The sequence below is a fragment of the Flavobacterium sp. AED genome, assembly GCF_000812945.1.
GTDB lineage: Bacteria > Bacteroidota > Bacteroidia > Flavobacteriales > Flavobacteriaceae > Flavobacterium.
The window spans coordinates 107,249-130,896 of the sequence record NZ_JSYM01000005.1; the positions used below are offsets into that span (position 1 = coordinate 107,249).

Sequence of the window (23,648 nt, forward strand, 5' to 3'; positions counted from 1 at the left end):
TTCCTGCTGTCCGCTATATCTTTATGTTTTTAAAGAAAAAACATAAAGGATGTTGCTTTCATCAGGGCTAGGGCTATATGTTTATGGAACTATTTTCTTTTTTAAAACAGAATGTTTTTTTATTCAACAGTAATTCTGACATCATTTACAACAGGAATGGTATCCACTTCTTTAAAATAATCAATCAGAATATTTCGTAATTTATAATCTAAAACATATTTCTGAACGCCTTTTTTGAAGAAATTCATATTGTCACCACCATTGGATAAATAATCATTGGTACCCACATAATAAATTTTGTCTTTTTCAATTGGTTTTCCTTGCACTAAGATGTTTTTGGCTGCATTATTTTTGTCAATTGTAAAAGTCATTCCAGATAAAGGATGTGGTTTTTTTTCGGCTATAAAATAATCAACTAATTCAAAAATTTGGGCTCCTTTTAAAGCAATGACAACCATGCTGTTTTCAAAAGGCATAATTTCAAAAGCGGTTCTGCTGGTTACATTTCCTTTTGGAAGAATAGAACGAATACCGCCATGATTCAGTAAACAGATATCAATATTCTTTTTTTCTCTGGCATTAAAAACTAAGTTGCCTCGCATCAAAGTAACATCAGCCAGTAAATTTCCAATAGTAGTCTGCCATTTGCCGGAACTTTTATCTAAAGTGACCGGACAATACGCCAGAACGCTGTCTAAATCTTTATTAATGTGTTCGCGGTAGGGTTTGATAAAGTTTTCAATTAACTTTGTTTGTTCGCTATCTAGTTTCGGGTCAGTAGCTTGGTTTTCCTTTTCAGCAATTGGGATTCTTTTGCCTTCTATCTTTGTTACGTAATAATTTTGTTTACTACAGGAAGTAATAAAAACAAATGTTAAGAATATAACAAAAAGTTTTAAAACATCGTTATACTTTTTTAGATTTACCATTTCAAATGCGACTTAATTAATTAATTTTGTAAACAAGTAAAAGTAATATGTTTTTAAATTACATAAAGGATTTTTCTGTAAAAAAAATATTAAAAAACAGCTTGCATAATGTTAAAAGCAGTTCGCTTTCAACTTCGATACAAACTGTAGGTTTACTTATAGATGCTAGTTATTTTTCGGAAAAAGAAGCCTTGATAAATGAGTTAATTGCAAACGGAATTGCAGCAGACAATATTAAAGTTATTGTTTACAAAGACAAATTTAAAAAAAGCGATGCGCATCCGTATCCTGCTTTTGGAGCAAAACATCTCAATTGGAAAGGGGAGATAACTGATTCACAGGTAAATGATTTTGTAAACGAAAATTTTGATTTGCTAATCAATTATTATGATGTTGAAAAAGCAATTTTAATGGTTGCTACTCACAATTCAAAAGCATTATTTAAAGTTGGGTTTTCATCAATAGACAAAAGATTGAATCATTTGATGATTAATACCAATGCCGAAAATTATAAAGTTTTCATTCATGAATTATTTAGATATTTAAAAATATTAAACAAATTATAATCCAATATGCAATCATTAATAGGAACAGGTGTTGCCCTTGTAACGCCATTTAACGAAGATTTTTCAATTGATACTGAAGCATTAAAAAGAATTGTTAATTTTTCCATTGATAATGGAATTGAATACCTTGTCGTACTTGGTACAACTGCTGAAAATGCAACATTGTCCCAAGACGAAAAAGAATTAGTTATCAAGACGGTAATAGAAACTAATAATGGAAGATTGCCATTGGTATTAGGCGTTGGAGGTAATAATACAATGAAAGTCGTAGACGAGCTTAAAACTAGAGATTTATCAGATTTTGTTGCTATACTTTCGGTTTCTCCGTATTATAATAAACCAACCCAAGAAGGGATTTACCAACACTTTAAAGCTGTTGCTGAAGCTTCTCCGATTCCTGTAATCCTGTATAATGTTCCAGGAAGAACAGCAAGTAATATGTTGCCATCAACTGTTTTGCGTTTAGCAAATGATTTTAAAAATGTAGTTGCTATCAAGGAAGCGGCTGGTGATATTGTTCAAGCAATGCAAATATTGAAAAATAAACCAAAGGATTTTCTTGTAATTTCTGGCGATGATATGATAGCTTTACCTATTGTTTTAGCAGGAGGATCTGGCGTTATATCCGTAATTGGACAAGGTTTTCCAAAAGAATTTTCTGAAATGATTCGATTGGGTTTAAATAGAAAAGTAGATGAAGCGTTCAAAACGCAATACCTTTTATCAGATTGTATCGATATGATTTTTGAGCAGGGAAATCCTGCAGGAATCAAACAAGTGTTTCTATCACTGGGAATCGCTGAAAATACAGTTCGTCTACCATTGGTAAATGTTGATGAATCGTTGGCTAATAGAATTGGTCAATTTGTTGAAAAAATGAATAAACAAGCGTAAAAAGCAGTGTCTTTTTTTATGCAAAAATATATTTTGTAGTAGCTAAATTAATAACTAAATTTGCCACCGAAACTTCGGTATGATTTTCTGTAGGTTGAATACAACTATGGAATCGTAAAAAAAGTAAAAAAATGAAAAAAATAATATCTCTATTGCTTCTTGTTGCACTTTTTAGTTCTTGTAACGAATATCAAAAAGCACTAAAAACCGAAGATGTTGCTGTAAAATTTGATATAGCTACTAAATTGTATGATGCTGGTAAATATTCAAAAGCAATTCGTCTTTTTGAGCAAATTGCTCCGGCATACAGAGGGAAACCTCAAGCAGAAAAATTGTTTTATATGTTTTCTCAGTCCTATTATAAAACCAAACAATATTATTTAGCGGGATATCAATTTGAAAGTTTTGTTTCTGGTTACCCAAAAAGTGAAAAAATTCAGGAAGCTGCCTATTTAGGTGCTAAGAGTTATTCTAAGTTATCACCGGCTTACAGCTTAGATCAGGCAGATACTGTGAAAGCGATAGATAAATTACAATCTTTTATTGATTCTTATCCTAATTCAGAATATTTAGCTGAAGCAAATGCAACTTTAAAAGTGCTAAGTGATAAAATAGAGAAGAAAGTTTATGAAAATGCAAAAGGATATAATACTATTTCAGATTATAAATCAGCGATAGTTGCTTTTGATAATTTTATAGCGGATTATCCTGGAACAAAATTCAAGGAAGATGCCTTGTTTTACAAATATGATTCAGCTTATCAACTGGCAATCAATAGTATTCCAGCAAAAATGGAAGAGCGATTAAATGTTGCAAAAGTGGCACATTCAAATTTAGTAAAATTTGATGCCAATACAAAGTACAAAAAGAAAGCAGACGAAATGTTCGCTAGGATTGATAAAGATTTACAAAAATTTACTAAATAAATAAAGTCATGGATTTAAAAAAGACGAATGCTCCAGTAAATACAATAACATACAACAAGAATGTTATTGAAGAACCTACTGGTAACGTGTATGAAGCGATAACCATTATGGCTAAAAGAGCAAACCAAATCAATTCTGAAATCAAAAAAGAATTGACTGAGAAATTAGAAGAATTTGCTACATATAATGACAGTCTTGAAGAAGTTTTTGAAAACAAAGAACAAATTGAGGTTTCAAAATTTTACGAAAAATTGCCTAAGCCTCACGCTTTAGCAGTTCAAGAATGGTTAGATGGTAAAATCTACCACAGAGATTCAAATAAGTAATAGTAGTAATGTCAGTTTTAAACGGTAAGAAAATTTTACTAGGTATTTCTGGTGGAATTGCAGCCTATAAAACAGCTTCGTTAGTACGACTTTTCATAAAAGCAGGTGCACATGTCCAAGTGATAATGACACCTGCTTCTAAGGATTTTATAACTCCATTAACGTTATCTACGTTATCTAAAAATCCTGTATTTTCTAGCTTTTACAATCAAGACGACGAGAATGAAAAATGGAATAATCATGTTGAATTGGCACTTTGGGCTGATTTGATGGTTATTGCTCCAGCTACTGCAAATACTTTGTCAAAAATGGCAAATGGTACTTGTGATAATCTTTTGATTGCAGCGTATTTATCGGCAAAATGCCCTGTTTATTATGCACCGGCAATGGACTTGGATATGTACAAACATCCATCCACCGTTGCTAATTTTTTCTCACTTACTGAATTTGGAGACACTATAATTCCTGCTGAAAGTGGAGAATTAGCCAGTGGACTTTCAGGAGAAGGAAGAATGGCAGAACCGGAACATATTGTTGCATTTATAGAAGCTGATATAGAAAGCGGATTGCCCTTAAAAGGAAAAAAAATATTAATTACTGCCGGTCCTACATACGAAGCAATAGATCCTGTACGTTTTATAGGAAATCATTCTTCAGGAAAAATGGGTTTTGATATTGCCTTAAGTGCTGCAAATCTGGGAGCTTCAGTAGTATTAGTTACAGGTCCTACACATTGTAAAGTTGCGAATCCATTAATAAAAGTGATTCCAGTGGTTTCTGCTCAGGAAATGTATGATGCCTGTCATCAATATTATGCTGATGTGGATGTTGCTATTGCTGCTGCTGCAGTAGCGGATTATAAGCCTAAAAATGTAGCTTCGCAAAAGATAAAAAAGAATGCAGATGATTTCACTATTGAGCTGGAGAAAACAAAAGATATCTTAGCTTCATTAGGACAAAGTAAAAAAAATCAGTTTTTAATTGGTTTTGCTTTGGAAACAGAAAATGAAATTGAAAATGCTAAGTTGAAAATTCAGAAAAAAAACTTAGATTTGATAGTTCTAAATTCATTGCAAGATAAAGGAGCCGGTTTTGGAAAGGCAACAAATAAAGTTACTTTCATAGACAAGTCTTTTTCGATTGAAGCAATGGAATTAAAATCAAAAGAAGCAGTTGCGGATGATATATTAAACAAAGTAATAGCACACTTTTATGCATAAAATAATTACTTTTCTTTTACTACTGACTTTTGGGCTATCTCAAGCGCAACAGTTAAATTGTACTGTGACAGTAAATGCACAAAAATTAACTAATGCAAATCAGCAAGTTTTTAAGACGCTGGAAACATCAATAAGTGAATTTGTAAATAAAACGGATTGGACAGGGCAGACTTTCAAACAAAACGAAAAGATTAATTGCTCGATGTATATTACCGTTTCATCCAATAGTTCAGATCAATTTACTGCCACTATTCAGGTACAATCATCAAGACCTATTTTTAATTCTTCCTACGCATCTCCAGTACTAAATTTTAATGATAAAGACTTTAGTTTTAGATATACGGAGTTCGAAAATTTAATTTTTAATCCAACAACTTTCGATTCTAATTTAGTTTCTGTAATTGCTTTTTATAGTTATGTAATTTTAGGAATGGATTCGGATACTTTTGTTTTGGAATCTGGAAATCCAAATTTTGAAATAGCTCAAAATATTTCAAATGTGGCACAACAAGGAGGGTCTAAAGGATGGGGGCAAACGGATGGAAATCAAAATCGATATTTTTTGATAAACGATATTTTATCACCTGCATTTAAACAAGTCAGACAAACCGTGTATGACTATCATACCGGATTAGACTTGATGAGTCAAGATTTAAAAGCTTCGAAAGAAAAAATAAAAGTATCTTTAATTAATCTGTCAAAATTAAATGCTTCAAGACCTAATGCGTTTTTAACACGTGTCTTTTTTGATGCTAAATCTGATGAAATAGTTTCTATATTTTCTGGTGGACCAAGTATTACTATATCAGATTTAGTCGATAATCTGAATAAAATTTCTCCTCTGAATTCAAGTAAATGGGGGCTTATAAAATATTAATTGTTTTTCAATTTCTAGTTTAATTCCAACTCCTCATAACAAATAACATATAAATGATAACGTCACTTTCGATAAAAAACTATGCTTTAATAGAAAAATTGACTATCGATTTTTCAAAAGGTTTCTCAACAATTACTGGAGAAACGGGTGCTGGTAAATCAATAATTTTAGGAGCATTAGGACTGGTTTTAGGAAAAAGAGCCGACTTAACTTCTTTGAAAAATAAGGAAGAAAAGTGCATCATTGAAGCTCATTTTGAAATTTCAAAGTATAATTTGTTGCCATTTTTTGATGCCAATGATTTGGACTATGAAAATGAAACTATAATTAGACGGGAAATCCTGCCTTCAGGTAAATCCAGGGCTTTTATCAATGACAGTCCAGTAAATCTTCAGGAACTTCAGGAATTGAGTTTGTTCTTAATTGATATTCATTCGCAACAGCAAACTCAAGAGCTTTCGGATGAAAATGTTCAGTTCGATATTATTGATGCCATTGCCAATAATAAAGAAACGATTTTGGATTACCAATCGCTTTTGAAAAGCTATAAATCAGACAAATCCAAATTGAATTCGCTACTGAAAAAACAAACAGAATCTAAGAAAGAACAGGAATACAATACTTTTTTATTGGATGAATTGGTTGCTGCTCAATTAAAATCTGGAGAACAAGAAACTCTTGAAGCTGATTTTGAGAAGTTGAATAATGTGGAGATTATTAAAGAGTCTATCGATAAAGCTTTGGCTATTGCCAATGAAGAACAAATAGGAGTCTTGAATAATTTGAAAGAAATTAAAATTGCATTACAGAAAATAGCTCCTTTTTCAACAGATTATCATTCTTTGCTGGAAAGAATTGCAAGCGTAACGATTGAGTTTGATGATATTTCAGAGGAGATGAATCGCTGTTCGGAAAAACTGGTTAATGATCCGGAGCAATTGGACTTAATTAGCCAAAAGCTGCAGGTTATTTTTAATTTGCAAAAGAAGCATCAGGTTACTACGGTAGATGAATTGCTTGAAATTCAAACTAACTTAGAAAATTCAGTTTTAGAATTAGGTAATATTGAAGAAGAAATTATAGCATTAACGCATTCGATTGAACAAAAAACAACGACATTAGATGCCATGTCGACTATAATTCATGATAATAGATTAGAATCTATTCCGGTTTTATCTCAAAAGTTGATTTTGATTTTAGAAACGTTAGGAATGCCTAATGTCCGTTTCAATATCGATATTAATGCTGGTGAAACGTATTTTCAAAATGGAAAAGATGAACTTCAGTTTTTATTTTCGGCAAATAAAGGAACTGATTTTGGTTTATTGAAAAAAGTGGCTTCCGGTGGAGAAATGTCTAGAATTATGCTGGCTGTTAAAGCAATATTAGCGCAATATTCAAAATTGCCAACACTAATTTTTGATGAAATTGATACGGGTGTTTCCGGAGAGATTGCCATCAGAATGGGAGAAATCATGAAGGAAATGAGTCAGGAGATGCAAATTTTTGCCATCACGCATTTACCTCAAATCGCTGCAAAAGGAAATGCGCATTTCAAAGTGTTTAAATCGACTGTTGGGGATGATACACAATCGGAATTAAAGTTGTTGAACGAGGAAGATAGAGTTGTAGAAATTGCACAAATGTTATCAGGAACAATCGTTTCTGAATCAGCCTTAAATCACGCAAAAGCCTTGTTGAACTAATATTTTGCTTTATATTTGTTCCCTTTTAGGAAGCATTTTGCGAAAGCTTACAAACAATTATACAAAAAATTAAATTAAAGAATAACCAAATATGATTATAGAACCTAGAATGAGAGGATTTATTTGTACGACATCTCACCCAAAAGGATGCGAACAAAATGTTAAAAATCAGATAGAATATATACAATCAAAAGGAAATATTAATGGGGCTAAAAAAGTCTTAGTAATTGGAGCTTCAACTGGTTTTGGGTTGGCTTCCAGAATTACAAGTGCTTTTGGTTCTAATGCAGCAACGATTGGTGTATTTTTTGAAAAAGCACCTTCTGAAGGCAAAACGGCTTCACCAGGTTGGTATAATTCTGCAGCTTTCGAAAATGAAGCTCATAAAGCAGGATTATATGCAAAAAGTATCAATGGAGATGCATTTTCTAATGAAATAAAAAAACAAACATTAGATCTTATCAAAGCTGATTTAGGTCAAATTGATTTAATTATTTATAGTTTAGCTTCCCCTGTTCGTGTTCATCCGGTTACTGGTGTTATGCATCGTTCTGTTTTGAAACCAATTGGAAGTACTTTTACAAACAAAACTGTTGATTTTCATTCGGGAAAAGTTTCCGAAATTTCTATTGAGCCATGTAGTGGAGATGATATTGAAAATACAATTGCCGTAATGGGTGGTGAAGATTGGGCTATGTGGATTGATGCTTTAAAAGCGGAGAATTTATTGGCACCAGGAGCTACAACCGTTGCTTATTCTTATATTGGGCCATCATTGACTGAGGCAGTTTATAGAAAAGGTACAATAGGTCGTGCTAAAGATCATCTTGAAGCGACAGCATTTGCTATCACTGACAGTTTAGCCGATATTGATGGGAAAGCATTTGTTTCTGTAAACAAAGCATTAGTAACTCAAGCAAGTTCTGCGATTCCTGTTATTCCATTGTATATTTCTTTATTGTACAAAATAATGAAGGAAGAAGGAATTCATGAAGGTTGTATTGAGCAAATTCAACGTTTATACCAAGAAAGACTATATACTGGAAATGATGTTCCTGTAGATGAGAAAGGAAGAATCCGTATTGACGATTTAGAAATGCGTCCTGATGTTCAAGAAAAAGTAGCTAAATTATGGATTGAGGCTGTTACCGAAAACTTATCTGAGATAGGTGATTTAGAAGGATACAGAAAAGATTTTTACAATCTATTTGGCTTTGATGTTCAAGGAGTAGATTATAAAGCAGATGCAAACGAAGTGGTAAACATCGAAAGTATTGGGTAATCCTATTACTAAATTAAATATTTATAAAACCATCAATTAATAGTTGATGGTTTTTTTATGGATAAAGATTATATTTGTTAAAATTTTTTGAGTCTAAAAAACATCTTTAATACCACATTCTTAATTTATGTTATTTTCCCTGATTATACCAGTTTACAATCGTCCTGACGAAGTTGATGAACTTTTAGAAAGTTTGTCTCATTCAACTTACAACGAAATTTTTGAAATTGTTATTATTGAAGATGGTTCCACTTTACCTTGTAAGGATGTTGCTAAAAAATATGGTGACAGACTGGACATTTCTTATTATTTTAAAGAAAATTCAGGTCCAGGAGATTCTAGAAATTATGGAATGACAAAGGCTAGAGGAGATTACTTTATTATTTTTGACTCAGATTGCATTATTCCCGCAACTTATTTAAATGAAGTTGAAAATGCCTTAAAGCAGAATTATGTAGATTGTTTTGGAGGTCCGGATAAAGCTTTAGACAGTTTTTCGGATATTCAGAAAGCAATCAATTTTGCGATGACATCTTTTCTTACGACAGGTGGCATTAGAGGTGGTTCTGAAAAAATTGACAAGTTTCAGCCTAGAAGTTTTAACATGGGATTGTCTCGAAAAGCTTTTGAGGCTTCCAAAGGTTTTGGAAATATACATCCTGGGGAAGATCCGGATTTATCAATTCGTTTGTGGAATTTAGGTTTTGAGACCAAACTTTTTCCTAAAGCTTATGTGTATCACAAAAGAAGGATTGATTGGGATAAATTTTCCGTTCAGGTGAATAAATTTGGTAAAGCAAGACCCATTCTTAATAGTTGGTATCCACAATACAATAAATTAACTTTTTTCTTTCCTTCGGTTTTTATAATAGGATTTTTTACTTCATCAGTATTATTGGTTTTCAATTTTGATAAGCTATTGCAGTTGTATTTTGTTTATTTTTTGGTACTATTTTTGGTGTCTTCTTTCCAAAATAAAAGTTTTAAAATAGGATATTTATCTTTAATAGCTGTTTGGAAACAATTTTATGGTTATGGAACTGGATTTTTGGAATCATTTATAAAAATCATCATTCTGAAACAAAAACCACAAGAAGCTTTTCCGGAGTTATTTTTCAAAAAATAATATGACAAAAATAATTGGTTTAACCGGGGGTATTGGAAGTGGTAAAACTACTATTGCTACTATTTTTCAATCATATGGCATTCCAGTTTATATTGCTGATGATGAGGCCAGAGAAATTATGCAATCATTAGAAATTATTGATGCAATTAAAAAGGGTTTTGGACCTTTTATTTTCGAAAATGAAGTTTTGAATCGAGAAAAATTGGCCGAAATTGTATTTAGTAATCCTGAAAAACTAGAGCAACTCAATAAAATTGTTCACCCCGCCGTAAAAAAACATTTTGATGAATGGATTTTGAAGCATAAAGATAATCCTTACGTTATTTATGAAGCTGCTATTTTATTTGAAAGTGGTCGTTATAAAGATTGTGATGTGATTATAAGTGTCACAGCTCCAGTAGAATCAAGGATTCAAAGAGTTATTGACAGAGATAAAACGACTAGAGCACTTGTTTTGAAAAGAATAAATTCGCAATGGACTGATGATCAGCGTATTTTGAAAAGTGATTTTGTTATTGAAAATACTTCTATTGAAGCTGTAAAAACAGAAATTCTTAAAATTCTTAAAATTTTAAAGATTAAACAAAATGTGTCTTAGATGTTAATCTTTGGTTAATGTATTATTTAATATATTGTTAAAATACTAAATTTGTCTCGATGAATAAACTTTTTTTTAGATTGCTTGTATTGTTGATGAGTTTGTCCCTGATAGGAATTATTCTTGTTCAGGTGTATTGGTTTAATACCTCATTTAAGAATAATGATGAACAATTTAAATTTCATGTTAAGCAAGTTATTGGTAATGTGGCAGATAAGCTTCAGCAGCAAGAGGCTTATAGTTTTTATGATAAATACAATCATTATAAAGACAGTACAGGAAAGATTCCTAAAAAAAATGATTTATTAGAATTTTATTATGTTCAAAAAAATCCTAGAACGAATAAAACAATAATATATTCAAATAGTATTATATCTGAAGATTACAATATTTCGTCAACGTTCTTTGATAAAAAATTTGATAGCGAAAGGTTTAAGAGTTTTAATTCTAAACGTGTTACCGAAGTTTATAACAATAATAATATTGATAATCCAGGTGTTCAACAAAGTTTGATACCTGATGTTCGAATTGAAAAATCTGGAAATTTAGATGTTTTAGATAATGCACAGTTTGAAATTTTCTTTAAAGATATTGCTTCGGCAATGCCTCTTGAAGAAAGGGTTTCAAAAGAAATATTAAATAAACTCATCAAAAAAGAATTAGAAGAATATGGTGTTAATACCAAATTTGAGTTCGGAATTTATAATAATAATTTGGCGACTAAAATAAAATCTAAAGATTTTAAATATGACAAAAACGCCACATATTCTATTCCAATATTTACTGACAATGAAGGAAATAGTAAATACCAATTATTGGTTACTTTTCCTCATAAAAAGAAATATTTATTGTCAGATCTCGTTAGTATAACTATACTATCAATCATATTTACGCTTATTATTCTCATCGCATATTCAAGTGCTTTGAACCAATTGATTCGTCAACGTCATATATCTGAAATTAAAACAGATTTTATTAATAATATGACACATGAGTTTAAAACTCCTATTGCGACTATTAATTTGGCTTTGGATGCCATTAAAAATCCAAAAATTATTGATGATAAAGAGAAGGTCTTTAGGTACCTCCAAATGATTAGGGATGAAAATAAACGAATGCACGCACAGGTTGAGAATGTTTTAAGGATTTCTAAACTGGAGAAAAAAGAATTGGATATTAATAAAGATTCTAATAATATCCATGATGTAATTAATGATGCTATTGAACATGTTAATTTGATATTAGAAGATAGAGAAGGAACTATTACTAGTCATTTTGATGCCAATAGAACTACCGTTTTAATAAATGATGTTCATTTCACGAATGTGCTTGTAAATATTTTAGAAAATGCCATAAAATATTCTCCAAATACACCAATAATCGACGTGTTTACTGAAAATGTAAAAGATATGGTTATTATAAAAGTAAGAGACAATGGCTTAGGGATGAGTAAGGTAGCTCAAAAAAGAATCTTTGAAAAATTTTATAGAGAACATACAGGAGATATACATAATGTTAAAGGGCACGGACTCGGTTTAGCGTATGTAAAAAGAATAGTTGAAGACCATAACGGTCAAGTTTATGTAGAAAGTGAAAAGGGAAAAGGAAGTACCTTCATAATAAAATTACCATTAATAAATTAGGAATATGGAAAATGTAAATAAAAAAATACTTTTAGTGGAGGATGACCTTAATTTTGGTGCAGTACTAAAAGATTATTTAATGCTAAATGATTTCGATGTCACTTTGGCTAAAAATGGAATGGAAGGATTTGAAAAGTTCAAAAAAGATACTTATGATTTGTGTATTCTAGATGTAATGATGCCATATAAAGATGGATATACACTAGCTAAAGAAATCAGAGAAAAGAATAATGAAGTGCCTATTATTTTCTTGACTGCTAAATCTATGAAAGAGGATGTATTGAAAGGATATAAAGCAGGTGCCGATGATTATTTGAATAAACCTTTCGATTCTGAAGTTTTGTTAATGAAAATCAAAGCCATCATTCAAAGAAAATCTTCTGATACCAAAGCGGAACAAGTACAATTTGAATTTAATATTGGTAAATTCCATTTGAATTCTAAACTTCGTTTCTTAACTTTTGCAGATGAGGAACCAATTAAATTATCTCCAAAAGAGAATGAATTATTAAAAATGTTGATTCTTCATGAAAATGATTTGATGCCAAGAGAATTAGCCTTAACAAAAATATGGAGAGATGATAACTACTTTACTTCAAGAAGTATGGATGTGTACATCGCTAAATTAAGAAAATACCTGAAACTGGATGAAGATGTTGAAATCTTGAACATTCATGGTGAAGGATTCCGATTAGTTGTTAAGAATAAAACAGCAGTATAAAAAAAAAGCTCCGAGAAATCGGAGCTTTTTTTTGGGAGTTATTTATTTCGTCAGTTTGCTTAAGGGGTTTGTTGAAATAATAAATTTATTCTATTTCCAATTTAATTGTAAAGCGAAGCTGGTTTTATCTTCTTTCGTAATACTGAAAATGGTTTCATTTTCAGAAATATTTTCATGAATGATTACTTTATCTTTTAAAGATAATTCTTTTAAGAAATTCATTTCAAAACTTTTAATCTCTTGATTCAGAATTAATTTTTCGTCAACTAAATCTAAACACCATTCAAGGTATTTTACATTGTTGACATGATTTACAATATCTAAATCGGACAAGAATACTGTTTTTTCAAAAACGATCTCTTTTTCATGATTGAAGTTTATTTTAGAAAAACCTTCCTGAGTGGCTCTTTTTTCAGGATATAATTCAAAATGTTCATACGGTAAAGCTAATCCTTCCGGTCTGCGGGTTTTAGTGTTGAAAACAGCCCAGAAAGTCTCACAACCTACAATTTTCTTGCCATTCACATGCATTTCTAAAGCACGCACAGAACGGGAATTTTCTAGTGAATTGATCCACGTTTTTACAGTTACAAGATCCCCCCATTTGGGTAATTTAGTAATTTCAACACGCATTCTGCTCAAAACCCAAGCTTGGTTGAATTCTTGCATATCCAAAAAACTAATCCCACCAATTTCTGAATGTGCCGCAGCCGTTAACTGCAAAATATTACACAAATCAGTATATTTTAAAAAACCATTTGGTGCACATTGTGTAAAATTGATTTCCCAATCTTTGCTTAGAATGGATGTGAAGTTAGGAGAGATGGGCATATTTGTGACTTTTAATTATTAAGAAAGCAGTTTGAAATTGATTGCTTTATTTAAGTTTTATTTTTTTGAATTTACATAATCAACAATAACTTCATATGGAGTTTCAAAATCAAACCATTTAGTATTTTCATTTCTTTTGAACCAAGTGAGTTGTCGTTTAGAAAACCGTCGGGTGTTTTTCTTTATTTCTTCAATGGCAAATTCTAATGATATTTCTCTGTCAAAATAACTAAATAATTCTCTATAACCTACAGTTTGTAAGGCATTCAACTCTTTATTTGGGAATACTGTTTTTGCTTCCGCCAAAAGTCCTTCGTTCATCATGATGTCAACACGTTGATTGATTCGGTTATAAATTATTTTTCTGTCGGCTTCTAAGCCAATTAAAATAGGGGTAAAGTTACGCGTGTTTTGCTTCTGGTTTAAAAAAGAAGAATACGGTTTTCCAGAACCCAAACATACTTCCACAAAACGCATCATTCGTTGTGGGTTTTGCAAAGTTTGAGGATTTTCGATTGTCAAGCTTTTATAATAATCGGAATCTAGCGTTTCTAGTCTTTGTTGTAAATATCCAATTCCTAATTTTTCATAATTAGCGGTTATTTCAGCACGTACTACAGCGTCAATTTCGGGAAATTCATCAAAACCTTTCAGAATTGCATCTACGTATAATCCTGAACCACCAACCAGAATCGCATAATCATTCGTCAAGAATAATTCATTGAGTTTGGCAATGGCTTCTTTCTCAAAATCACCTACGGTGTAATTTTCGAATATGGATTTGTTTTGGATGAAATGATGTGGTGCTGCCGCCAATTCTGCTTCACTTGGTACAGCCGTCCCAATAGTCATTTCCTTGAAAAACTGTCGGCTGTCGCAGGAAAGAATAGCACATTTGAAATAATTGGCTAATACTATACTCAAGGAAGTTTTTCCTATAGCCGTTGGTCCGATAATGGTTATTAAGTATTTCATATTTTTTAGCCCAGATGGAAACGAAAACCCCGGAGTTAGGAAAGTTATTTTTTCTTGGTGTAAAAGAGCGACCAAAGGAAGCTCCTTTTATGCCTTAGAAAAACAACTTGAATAACGAGGAGTTGCAGTGTACAGCTGGAATTGCTTCAAATTAGTATTATTTTAAAACTGCACCACAATGGTAACAGTGTTTTGCGTTATAATTATGCCCTTCTGTTCCACAATTCGGACAAGGATTAATCTTACCAGACACTGTTTTTTTATGAAAATTGTTAGCAAATTCTGCTGTGACAATTCCCGTTGGGACCGCGATAATGCCATAGCCCATTATCATTACTAATGATGCAATGCCTTGTCCTAATGGCGTTATTGGAGAAATGTCTCCATAGCCTACTGTCGTGAGTGTTACTATAGTCCAGTAGATACTAATAGGAATACTGGTAAAACCACCTTCTTTTCCTTCAACGACATACATTAAAGAACCTATTATGATACTGCTGATTAGCATAAAGTAAATGAAAATCAATATTTTTCCCCTACTGGCAATCAAGGCTTCTTTCAAGTGAGTAGATTGACTGGAGAATTGTGGGTGTTTCAAAATCTTGAATAATCTCAGTAATCGTAGTGCGCGGACAATTGTTAATATGCTTGTTCCAAAATAAAACAAGGACAAATACATGGGTAAAGTGGCTATCAAATCAATTATGCCATAGAAACTGAAAATGTATTTTAATGGTTTCTTGAGGGATATAATTCGAAGTACGTATTCTAAAGTAAAGAAAATGGTGATAATCCATTCCAGTATAATAAGTTCATGATGGTATTTTATATCAAAACCTTTGACTGTTTCCAGCATAACTATGAAGACACTCAGCACAATAATTCCTAAAAGAACGAGGTCAAATAATCGTCCGGAGGCTGTATTCGTCCCGTAAATTACAATATTGGTTTGTTGTCTAAAATCATCAAATCTTGATTTTATTGTTTTCATATTTATTGTGAATTAATAGAATATGATTAAAATCGTATAATTTTGAGCGTTTTACTTTTCCGGACATGACTTTGAATAATATTTCGAGTGTCACGATTGTTCTGCATTGGGATTATGATGTTTCTAAGGATTTCGATATTGTTAATTTGGTAATTTAAATCATAAAAAGCATATCCTTTGTAAATCCCATTTTCGATTAAAACCGCACTGCGCTCGTTGATGGTTCTTCCTCTGTCTACAAGGACCATGTTTTGATTTTCGAAACTGTTTTTATCTATAAATTCCTGAACTCTTGCGTTGTATTCTTCAACAGAAACTTCCCCAATGCAAGCACCATCACATTCTTTTATAGTGTATTGAAAACAGTTTGTTTTAGAAGCATACAAACCCGTTAATTTTTGACATAAATTGTAATGGGAAGTGATTCTGAACAACGCATTTTTTCCTTCTTGTAATGAAGTAAACGAAGTTATTTCTTTTTTTCGGCCGTCTGCTTTTTGAAGTTTCAAATTGAGATATCCCTTTTCGTCTTTTTCGGCATACAAAGCCAATTGGAAAATGCTCTTTCTTTGTGCCCGATTATGAATTGGTTTATTGACTTTTATTTCTTCGCTTTCTTTTAAAAGAGCAATTAGTTCACTTCCGGTTTCATCGTATGTTACTGTGAAAACTTCGGCTTGTATTTTTTTGCATTTAATAGAAGTTCCAGTAAAATGTTGGTTGATGCGTTTTTTGATATTTCGGCTTTTACCAATATAAATCAAATTCCCTTTTTCGTTATGAATATAATACGTTCCGGTTTTTGCGGGTAAACTTGCAACAATGTCTAATAATTTGGGAGCAATTCCTTTTTCAATTTCTAGTTTAATGAAATCTTTGACAATTTCTTTTTCTAAATCTTTCTCCAAAAGGATTTTGAATAATTTCACTGTTGCCAATGCATCACCACTAGCTCGGTGTCTATCAGCCATTGGAATGCCAAGGGCACGAACCAGTTTTCCTAAACTATGGGATGGTTGCTCCGGTAATAATTTTTTTGACAATTCGACTGTACAAAGCGTTCTTGCTTCAAAATCATAGCCTAATCGTCTGAATTCGGTTCTTAATATTCTGTAATCAAAGGAAGCATTATGAGCGACAATAACACAATCATTTGTCATTTCGATGATGCGTTTGGCTACTTCAAAAAACTTGGGAGCGGAGCGCAACATTGCGTTATTAATTCCAGTCAGTTTCACTACAAAAGGCTGAATTGGAATTTCGGGATTGACTAAACTAATGAATTGATCCACAACTTCATGACCATCAAATTTATAGATGGCGATTTCAGTGATTCCTTCTTCGTTGAATTGTCCTCCAGTGGTTTCTATGTCGAGTATTGCGTACAAATTTTAGTCTTCAGTGTTCCGTTTTTAGTAATCAGTTTTTTAGCAGTAATTTTCAAATCTGAAATTAAAAATAGTTAATCCTCAATCAAAAATCAAATTATCTTCCTCCAAAGATACTACTTCCTATTCGAACCATCGTACTTCCGCATTCAATTGCGAGTTGATAATCACCGGACATTCCCATTGATAATGTAGAGACGCGATTCATCGTTTCTGTACGAATCGCATCAAAAATTGATTTCAAATGAAGGAATTCTTTTTTGATTTGCTCTTTATTATCAGTAAAAGTTGCCATTCCCATTAATCCTACAATTCGAATGTTTTTCATTTGCTGAAATTCACTTGAAGATAGGAGAGAAGCGAGTTCTTCTTCGTCGAGACCAAATTTAGTCTCCTCTTCGGCAATATGAATTTGCAATAGACAATCGATAACTCTATTGTTTTTTTGTGCTTGTTTGTTGATTTCCTGTACTAATTTCAAACTATCCACTCCATGAATCAAGCTCACAAATTGTGCCATAAATTTGACTTTATTGGTCTGAACATGTCCAATCATATGCCACTTAATATCTTTGGGCATTTGTTCCCATTTCTCGGCCATTTCCTGGATTTTGTTTTCTCCGAAAATTCGTTGACCGGCTTCATAGGCTTCCATCAAATCAGCAACTGGTTTGGTTTTTGAAACCGCAACAAGGGTTACCTGTTCAGGTAATGTGGATTTTATTTTGAGAAGGTTTTGTGCGATTGACATATTAAATAAATTGTTTAGCAATCTTCTCTGCTTTTTTGCTTTCAGAATAATCATAAAAACCTTCTCCGGTTTTTACTCCCATTTTTCCTGCACGAACCATGTTTACTAATAAAGGGCAAGGAGCATATTTTGGATTTTTGAATCCGTCGTACATTACGTTTAAAATGGCCAAACACACATCAAGACCAATAAAATCAGCTAGTTGTAACGGTCCCATCGGGTGACCCATTCCTAATTTCATAACCGTATCAATCTCATAAACACCCGCCACTTTGTTGTATAACGTTTCGATGGCTTCATTAATCATGGGCATCAAAATTCTATTGGCAACAAAACCTGGATAATCATTTACTTCAACAGGTGTTTTACCTAATTTCTCAGATAAATCCATAATGATTTTAGTCACTTCGTCGCTCGTATTGTAACCACGAATGATTTCCACTAATTTCATAATTGGCACCGGATTCATAAAGTGCATTCCAATAACGCGCTCCGGATGTGCTACAACAGCTCCAATTTGTGTAATGGAAATCGAAGAAGTATTGGTTGCTAAAATCGTATTATGAGAACAAGCTTCGTTTAATTGCTTGAAAATATTTAGTTTCAATTCAACATTTTCCGTAGCTGCTTCAATCACTAAATCAACGCCTACAACACCATCTTTGATATCAGTATACGTGATTATATTGGTAATTGTTTTGGCTACATCTTCTTGAGTGATGGTTCCTTTGGTTAACATTCGGTCTAAATTGGCAGCAATAGTTGCCATTCCTTTATCCAAAGACTTTTCGGAAACATCAATTAATTTTACGGTAAAACCACTTTGGGCAAAAGTATGGGCAATTCCGTTTCCCATTGTTCCTGCTCCGATTACAGCTATTGTTTTCATTGGTATTTTGTTTAAAGTCAAAAAAGTTTAAAGTTTAAAGTGCTATTAAATCCTTTAAACCTTAAACTTTTAACGTATTTTTTAATTTATTTTTTAAAACAATTGATAATTTGGTATGCTACTCTTAAAGCTTCTGTTGCTTGTTCTAATGTTACAACGGGAGTGATATTATTATTGATGGCATCAGCAAATGATTCTAATTCATCAAGGATAGCGTTGTTTTGTTCCACATCAGGATTGGAGAAGTAGATTTGCTTTTTTACACCTTCAGCATTTTGTAAAATGATGTCAAAATCACCTGGAACTTCTGGAGCATCTTTCATTTTGACCACTTCGCATTTCTTTTCGAGAAAATCAACTGAGATATAGGCATCTTTCTGGAAAAAACGAGATTTACGCATGTTCTTCATCGAAATTCTGCTTGCGGTTAAATTCGCAACACAACCATTTTCGAATTCGATTCGGGCATTGGCAATATCCGGAGTTTCACTTATAACGGAAACGCCACTGGCATTAATGTTTTTTACTTTGGATTTTACAACGCTCAAAATAGCATCAATATCATGAATCATCAAATCCAGCACTACAGGAACATCCGTACCACGAGGATTGAATTCCGCCAAACGGTGTGTTTCAATAAACATAGGATTTTCAATCATGTTTTTGGTAGCGATAAACGCTGGATTGAAACGCTCGACATGTCCTACTTGTCCTTTGATATTGTATTCTTTGGCTAAAGCGATTATTTCTTCTGCTTCTTCAACAGTTGTAGAAATGGGCTTTTCAATAAAAACGTGTTTTCCTGATTTGATAGAGACTTTAGCACATTTGTAGTGAGAAAGAGTAGGAGTGACGATGTCTATAACGTCAACAGCATGAATTAATTTGGCTATTGTGTCAAATTGTTTGTAGCCAAATTCAGCAGCGATTTTGGCTCCATTTTCAAGATTTTCATCATAAAAACCAACCAATTCATATTTTTCTGATTGTTGTAATAAACGCAAATGTATTTTTCCTAGATGACCGGCACCTAATACTCCAATTTTCAGCATAATTATGTAATTTGTACAAAAATAGCAATTAATTGATTAATTTTTTATTGATAATGAACAATTATTTAATGTATTTTAAATTCAATTTTCAATATTTGATATTAAAAATTCTTTTCTATTTTTGCCAAAATAAAATAGTAAACTTTGAAAGACACAGCCAAACATCAAGGACTTCGGAATCAGTTAGTAAGCACTTTGGAACAAAAAGGGATTACTGATAAAAGTGTTCTGGCTGCGATAAAAAAAATCCCAAGACACTTGTTTTTAAATTCCAGTTTTGAAGATTATGCTTATCAAGACAAAGCATTTCCTATTGGTGCTGGTCAAACCATTTCTCAACCGTATACAGTAGCTTTTCAATCCCAATTGTTAGAAGTTAAAAAAGAGCATAAAATTTTAGAAATTGGAACAGGTTCTGGGTATCAAACCGCTGTTTTGTGTACCATGGGAGCAAAAGTGTTTAGTGTAGAAAGACAAAACGAATTGTTTAAACAGACTTCTATTTTATTTCCAAAATTAGGTATTCGTCCCAAACATCTTTCTTTTGGAGATGGATACAAAGGGTTACCAAGTTACGCACCTTTTGATAGTATTATTGTAACTGCGGGAGCTCCATTTATTCCCCAGCCTTTGATGGCGCAGTTAAAAATAGGAGGAAGGTTGGTTATTCCGTTAGGAGAAGATGTCCAAATTATGACTTTACTAATCAGAAAAAATGAAACGCAATTCGAAAAACATGAGTTTGGGGAATTTCGTTTCGTTCCTTTATTGGAAGATAGAAATTAAAAATCCCATCCCCAGTCCTTCCCAAAGGGAAGGAAACTGAAAATGTTTTTTATTGACCAATAATACTTAGATAACGTTCTAAGCTTTCTTTTTCCATTTGAGCTATAAATAACAAAAAATCTTCTTTATTGTTTTTAGTTTGAGCCGTTTCCAGCGCTTGGTAATATTGCATTCTACTTTCATAATCCCCTTTTATATTGGCGATGATATAGCCATGTTGCAACAAAATCAAGTTCATCACCAAGCGTGACGTCCTGCCGTTTCCATCGATAAATGGATGGATTGTGACTAAGCGTTCGTGTATTTCAGCAGCTAAAACGATAGGATGAAGACTATTTTTATTGGTTTCAAACCAAATGAAAAAATCTTCCATTTCTTTGGCAACCAGAAAAGGTTGCGGAGGCATATGACTGCTTCCCTGTATCATTACTTGGACTTTTCTATAGCGACCTGCGTCTTCCCGATGGATTCCCCTTAAAATAAGATTGTGAATAGAAAGTACTTCTCGTTCATTTATGGAAGTGTTTTTTTGCATCAAATCTTTGATATAAGCAATCGCTTCCTGATGATTAATGACTTCAAGATGTTCTCGCATACTTTTACCTGAAATTGTCAAACCTTCATTGATAACCAAATCAGTTTCCCTAAGCGTCATCGTGTTTCCTTCGATACGGTTACTTTCAAAAGTATATTCTAATTCCAATGCCTGAGCAATACGATAACTGTCAAAAGCTCTAAAAGAATCTAATTTTGTTTTTAAGGAATCTATTTCGACTAGAATTTTTTGTAATGTGGTAGATAGCTTTTTCTTGGCAGCTTTATTTTGGTATTTTATTTCTTCCTCTGCAACCTGTAATGCTTTTAATGCAAATTCATCTTGACCTATTTCATAAAGAATTTTTTCTTTAAGCCAAGCTACCATTATTGTTTCTAAACCTATTTCAAGTAAAGCAGCAAGTTTTAAAACTTGATCTCTAGTAGGTTTTCTGGTACCACTTTCAAATTTACTGATTAAGGCTTGATCAATTCCTAAAAGTTGAGCCACTTCTCTTGTCTTGAGCCCTTTTAGTTCTCTGGCATTTTTGAGTAGTGTTTTCATTTTTATAAAAATGTTTTAAATTGTCTTGACAAATTTAGTCATTTTTGTTTTAATAAAAAAATAATTTTAGACTTAAAATTTAATTTAAAATGATTTTTTTATTCTGTCAAGGTCGCGTTTAGTATCTTGTTCTTTTAGAGATTCGCGTTTGTCATAGGTTTTCTTTCCTTTACAAAGACCAATTTGTAGTTTAGCCATTCCTTTTTCATTAGTGAATAATTTCAAAGGAATAATCGTCAGTCCTTTGGCTTGAACGCTTTTGATTAATCCTTTCAATTCTCTTTTATTCAAAAGTAATTTACGTTCGCTTCTGGCTTTGTGGTTGAATTGATTTCCAAAAGTATATTCTTCTATATAAGTATTGATTGCAAAAAGTTCATTGTTACTAAATTCACAAAAACTCTCCGTAATATTAGCCTTTCCTAATCGAATAGATTTGATTTCAGTTCCAGCCAAAACAATTCCAGCAGTAAATGTCTCGATTATTTCATAGTCGAATTTGGCTCTTTTATTGTAGATATTTATTGTTTTCAGCATAGGAATACAAAGGTAGAAACAAATCTACGAAACACCAATTGTTTTTATATAAATACTTAAATTTGCAAAATGGAAAATTCGAAATCAAAAGACCCTTTACACGGAATAACACTTCAAAAAATTGTGGAACAACTTGTTGAATATTATGGATTCGATACTTTGGGTACGCTCATAAAAGTGAAGTGCTTTACGGAAAATCCAAGTGTAAAATCTAGTCTGACTTTTTTACGAAAAACGGATTGGGCTAGAAAACAGGTAGAAGACTTATATATTAAATCATTGCCTAGATTTTCTAACTAGGTCTTAATTTAGTTTATAGGAAATCATGACTCCACCTCGATAAGGCAACCATTCCCCACTTTTGTTATAATCTTTTGCCTTGTCGTAACGTTCGTTAGTACCAACATAATATCCTTTGTAAAAACCTTGATGGGAACCCCCTCCAAGGAAAAAATCTAACATAAACTTGTTATTGATTTTTTTCTGATATCCTATTGTAGCTCCTAGCATATAACCGAAACCATTTTCATATTGATTTAACTTTGCATGAATCCCTTTAGAAACTTTATACAATGATCCTCCTATATGTGCACCTGCATAAAAACCATTATATTTTTCTTTAAAAAAATAACGGTATTCTGGTGTAATGGTTAGAAATTCATAAGGTAATCCATTTATAGACTTCCACGGAGAGACTAAAATATCAAATTGAAAAGTAGATTTTTTTCCAATACTAGTTTCAATTCCTATGTTAGGTACTGCAACCAAAGCTGTCAATGCATTTACCTTTACATACGTTTGGCTTTGTGAGTGAATTGAAAATAAAAGAATTGCAATTACTAATAATTTTTTCATGTTGAAATTTTCGGAATGCTTTATAAAGAGCATTTACTTTGGAGGCAAATATAAAGATTATTCTTTCAAAGGCGCTAGTAATTCGGGGTTTTATACAGATGTTTTTATTGAAATTTTTAAATTATATTTTATTCAAAAGAGAATAAATAACAGTATCTAAAAAGCGTCCATCATAAAATTCATTTTCTTTCAAATGCGCCTCTTTTACAAAACCGTTTTTTTGTAAAACTTTTTCAGAACCAAAATTTTCAGGATCAATTATAGCTTCAATCGAATGCAGTTTCATTACATTAAAACCATAATCGACAACTTCTTTTACAGCTTCAGGCATAATTCCTTTTCCATTAAATTCTGGAAGTAGCATATAACCAATTTCAGCACGAAAATTCTCAGTTTTTATTCTATAATGTCCAATAATTCCAATTATTTTTGGGGCATTTTTCAAAGTAATTCCCCAATTTATCCCTTCGTTATTCTCGATTTTAGCATCAATCATTGCAATATGCTCCAAGGCATCTTCATTTGTTTTTAATAATGGTCTTGGAATATATTTCATCGTTTCCGGATTAGAACGTAAAGCTAAAATTTCATTTATATCATTAGTATCAATACGTCTTAATAAGAGACGCTCCGTTTCTAAAAGTGGAAATGGATCAAAATTTATAGTTAACATATTTTGT

Annotated in this window: 26 protein-coding genes; 14 read left to right on the plus strand and 12 right to left on the minus strand. The window is 32.2% G+C overall.

The genetic code is table 11. The features are described 5' to 3' along the window. Positions 1-119: 119 nt before the first annotated feature. Positions 120-929: a 5'-nucleotidase C-terminal domain-containing protein gene (locus OA85_RS14815; RefSeq protein WP_039110601.1), complete on the minus strand. Its 810-nt coding sequence runs from the start codon at positions 927-929 to the stop codon at positions 120-122. A gap of 47 nt (positions 930-976) precedes the next feature. Between OA85_RS14815 and OA85_RS14820 the strand changes: the two genes are divergently transcribed. The 12 genes from OA85_RS14820 to OA85_RS14875 all read left to right on the plus strand — a co-directional run bounded on the left by OA85_RS14820 (position 977) and on the right by OA85_RS14875 (position 12,814). Further along, positions 977-1,495, plus strand: coding sequence for a hypothetical protein (locus tag OA85_RS14820; protein ID WP_039110603.1), 519 nt, complete (start codon positions 977-979; stop codon positions 1,493-1,495). 6 nt (positions 1,496-1,501) lie between these two features. After that, the gene (gene dapA / locus OA85_RS14825) at positions 1,502-2,389 is read left to right on the plus strand and encodes a 4-hydroxy-tetrahydrodipicolinate synthase (RefSeq protein ID WP_039110605.1); all 888 of its coding nucleotides are present in this window, start codon (positions 1,502-1,504) and stop codon (positions 2,387-2,389) included. Positions 2,390-2,520: 131 nt separating this feature from the next. Further along, the gene (locus tag OA85_RS14830; protein WP_039110607.1) at positions 2,521-3,315 is read left to right on the plus strand and encodes an outer membrane protein assembly factor BamD; all 795 of its coding nucleotides are present in this window, start codon (positions 2,521-2,523) and stop codon (positions 3,313-3,315) included. An 8-nt stretch (positions 3,316-3,323) separates the two neighbouring features. After that, positions 3,324-3,641 (plus strand): DNA-directed RNA polymerase subunit omega, encoded by a 318-nt coding sequence (locus OA85_RS14835; protein WP_035671643.1) that lies wholly within the window; start codon positions 3,324-3,326, stop codon positions 3,639-3,641. Positions 3,642-3,649: 8 nt separating this feature from the next. Beyond that, positions 3,650-4,861, plus strand: a complete 1,212-nt coding sequence (gene coaBC / locus OA85_RS14840; protein ID WP_039110608.1) for a bifunctional phosphopantothenoylcysteine decarboxylase/phosphopantothenate--cysteine ligase CoaBC — start codon at positions 3,650-3,652, stop codon at positions 4,859-4,861. After that, positions 4,854-5,738 (plus strand): DUF4835 family protein, encoded by an 885-nt coding sequence (locus tag OA85_RS14845; protein ID WP_039110609.1) that lies wholly within the window; start codon positions 4,854-4,856, stop codon positions 5,736-5,738. The genes coaBC and OA85_RS14845 overlap by 8 nt, the downstream gene beginning before the upstream one ends. 53 nt (positions 5,739-5,791) lie before the next feature. Next, positions 5,792-7,444, plus strand: coding sequence for a DNA repair protein RecN (gene recN / locus OA85_RS14850; RefSeq protein WP_039110610.1), 1,653 nt, complete (start codon positions 5,792-5,794; stop codon positions 7,442-7,444). 91 nt (positions 7,445-7,535) lie between these two features. After that, the gene (fabV, locus tag OA85_RS14855) at positions 7,536-8,726 is read left to right on the plus strand and encodes an enoyl-ACP reductase FabV (protein ID WP_039110611.1); all 1,191 of its coding nucleotides are present in this window, start codon (positions 7,536-7,538) and stop codon (positions 8,724-8,726) included. A gap of 127 nt (positions 8,727-8,853) precedes the next feature. Beyond that, positions 8,854-9,852: a glycosyltransferase family 2 protein gene (locus OA85_RS14860; RefSeq protein WP_039110612.1), complete on the plus strand. Its 999-nt coding sequence runs from the start codon at positions 8,854-8,856 to the stop codon at positions 9,850-9,852. A gap of 1 nt (position 9,853) precedes the next feature. Next, on the plus strand, positions 9,854-10,450 hold the full coding sequence (gene coaE / locus OA85_RS14865; protein ID WP_039110613.1) for a dephospho-CoA kinase: 597 nt from the start codon (positions 9,854-9,856) through the stop codon (positions 10,448-10,450). Between the two features lie 59 nt (positions 10,451-10,509). After that, positions 10,510-12,093, plus strand: coding sequence for a sensor histidine kinase KdpD (locus OA85_RS14870; protein ID WP_039110614.1), 1,584 nt, complete (start codon positions 10,510-10,512; stop codon positions 12,091-12,093). A 4-nt stretch (positions 12,094-12,097) separates the two neighbouring features. Then, entirely contained in the window at positions 12,098-12,814 is a 717-nt protein-coding gene (locus OA85_RS14875; RefSeq protein ID WP_039110615.1) for a response regulator transcription factor, read from the plus strand. A gap of 90 nt (positions 12,815-12,904) precedes the next feature. Here the strand turns inward: OA85_RS14875 and OA85_RS14880 are convergent, their stop codons facing one another. The 7 genes from OA85_RS14880 to OA85_RS14910 all read right to left on the minus strand — a co-directional run bounded on the left by OA85_RS14880 (position 12,905) and on the right by OA85_RS14910 (position 19,691). After that, positions 12,905-13,645 carry an acyl-[acyl-carrier-protein] thioesterase gene (locus OA85_RS14880; RefSeq protein WP_039110616.1) on the minus strand — a complete coding sequence of 247 codons (741 nt, stop codon included), beginning with the start codon at positions 13,643-13,645 and terminating at the stop codon, positions 12,905-12,907. 57 nt (positions 13,646-13,702) lie between these two features. After that, positions 13,703-14,620, minus strand: coding sequence for a tRNA (adenosine(37)-N6)-dimethylallyltransferase MiaA (miaA, locus tag OA85_RS14885; RefSeq protein ID WP_039110617.1), 918 nt, complete (start codon positions 14,618-14,620; stop codon positions 13,703-13,705). A gap of 157 nt (positions 14,621-14,777) precedes the next feature. Continuing rightward, the gene (locus OA85_RS14890; protein WP_039110618.1) at positions 14,778-15,611 is read right to left on the minus strand and encodes an ion transporter; all 834 of its coding nucleotides are present in this window, start codon (positions 15,609-15,611) and stop codon (positions 14,778-14,780) included. Positions 15,612-15,637: 26 nt separating this feature from the next. After that, the gene (locus OA85_RS14895) at positions 15,638-16,999 is read right to left on the minus strand and encodes an exonuclease domain-containing protein (protein WP_039110619.1); all 1,362 of its coding nucleotides are present in this window, start codon (positions 16,997-16,999) and stop codon (positions 15,638-15,640) included. 97 nt (positions 17,000-17,096) lie between these two features. Then, a complete protein-coding gene (locus OA85_RS14900; RefSeq protein ID WP_039110620.1) occupies positions 17,097-17,750 on the minus strand; it encodes a YggS family pyridoxal phosphate-dependent enzyme in 654 nt (217 codons plus the stop codon). A 1-nt stretch (position 17,751) separates the two neighbouring features. Beyond that, positions 17,752-18,639: a 3-hydroxyacyl-CoA dehydrogenase family protein gene (locus tag OA85_RS14905; RefSeq protein ID WP_039110621.1), complete on the minus strand. Its 888-nt coding sequence runs from the start codon at positions 18,637-18,639 to the stop codon at positions 17,752-17,754. Positions 18,640-18,725: 86 nt separating this feature from the next. Next, positions 18,726-19,691 carry a Gfo/Idh/MocA family protein gene (locus tag OA85_RS14910; protein ID WP_039110622.1) on the minus strand — a complete coding sequence of 322 codons (966 nt, stop codon included), beginning with the start codon at positions 19,689-19,691 and terminating at the stop codon, positions 18,726-18,728. Between the two features lie 144 nt (positions 19,692-19,835). Between OA85_RS14910 and OA85_RS14915 the strand changes: the two genes are divergently transcribed. Beyond that, positions 19,836-20,477 (plus strand): protein-L-isoaspartate(D-aspartate) O-methyltransferase, encoded by a 642-nt coding sequence (locus tag OA85_RS14915; RefSeq protein ID WP_039110623.1) that lies wholly within the window; start codon positions 19,836-19,838, stop codon positions 20,475-20,477. Positions 20,478-20,526: 49 nt separating this feature from the next. Here OA85_RS14915 and OA85_RS14920 read toward each other — a convergent pair whose 3' ends face one another. Then, entirely contained in the window at positions 20,527-21,576 is a 1,050-nt protein-coding gene (locus tag OA85_RS14920) for a Fic family protein (protein WP_039110624.1), read from the minus strand. An 84-nt stretch (positions 21,577-21,660) separates the two neighbouring features. Then, positions 21,661-22,113, minus strand: coding sequence for an SsrA-binding protein SmpB (smpB, locus tag OA85_RS14925; RefSeq protein ID WP_035671685.1), 453 nt, complete (start codon positions 22,111-22,113; stop codon positions 21,661-21,663). Positions 22,114-22,182: 69 nt separating this feature from the next. Between smpB and OA85_RS14930 the strand changes: the two genes are divergently transcribed. Beyond that, positions 22,183-22,413: a VF530 family DNA-binding protein gene (locus OA85_RS14930; RefSeq protein WP_039110625.1), complete on the plus strand. Its 231-nt coding sequence runs from the start codon at positions 22,183-22,185 to the stop codon at positions 22,411-22,413. A gap of 3 nt (positions 22,414-22,416) precedes the next feature. Here the strand turns inward: OA85_RS14930 and OA85_RS14935 are convergent, their stop codons facing one another. Beyond that, positions 22,417-22,968, minus strand: coding sequence for a DUF3575 domain-containing protein (locus tag OA85_RS14935; protein WP_039110626.1), 552 nt, complete (start codon positions 22,966-22,968; stop codon positions 22,417-22,419). Positions 22,969-23,089: 121 nt separating this feature from the next. After that, positions 23,090-23,641: a GNAT family N-acetyltransferase gene (locus OA85_RS14940; RefSeq protein ID WP_039110627.1), complete on the minus strand. Its 552-nt coding sequence runs from the start codon at positions 23,639-23,641 to the stop codon at positions 23,090-23,092. Positions 23,642-23,648 lie beyond the last annotated feature (7 nt).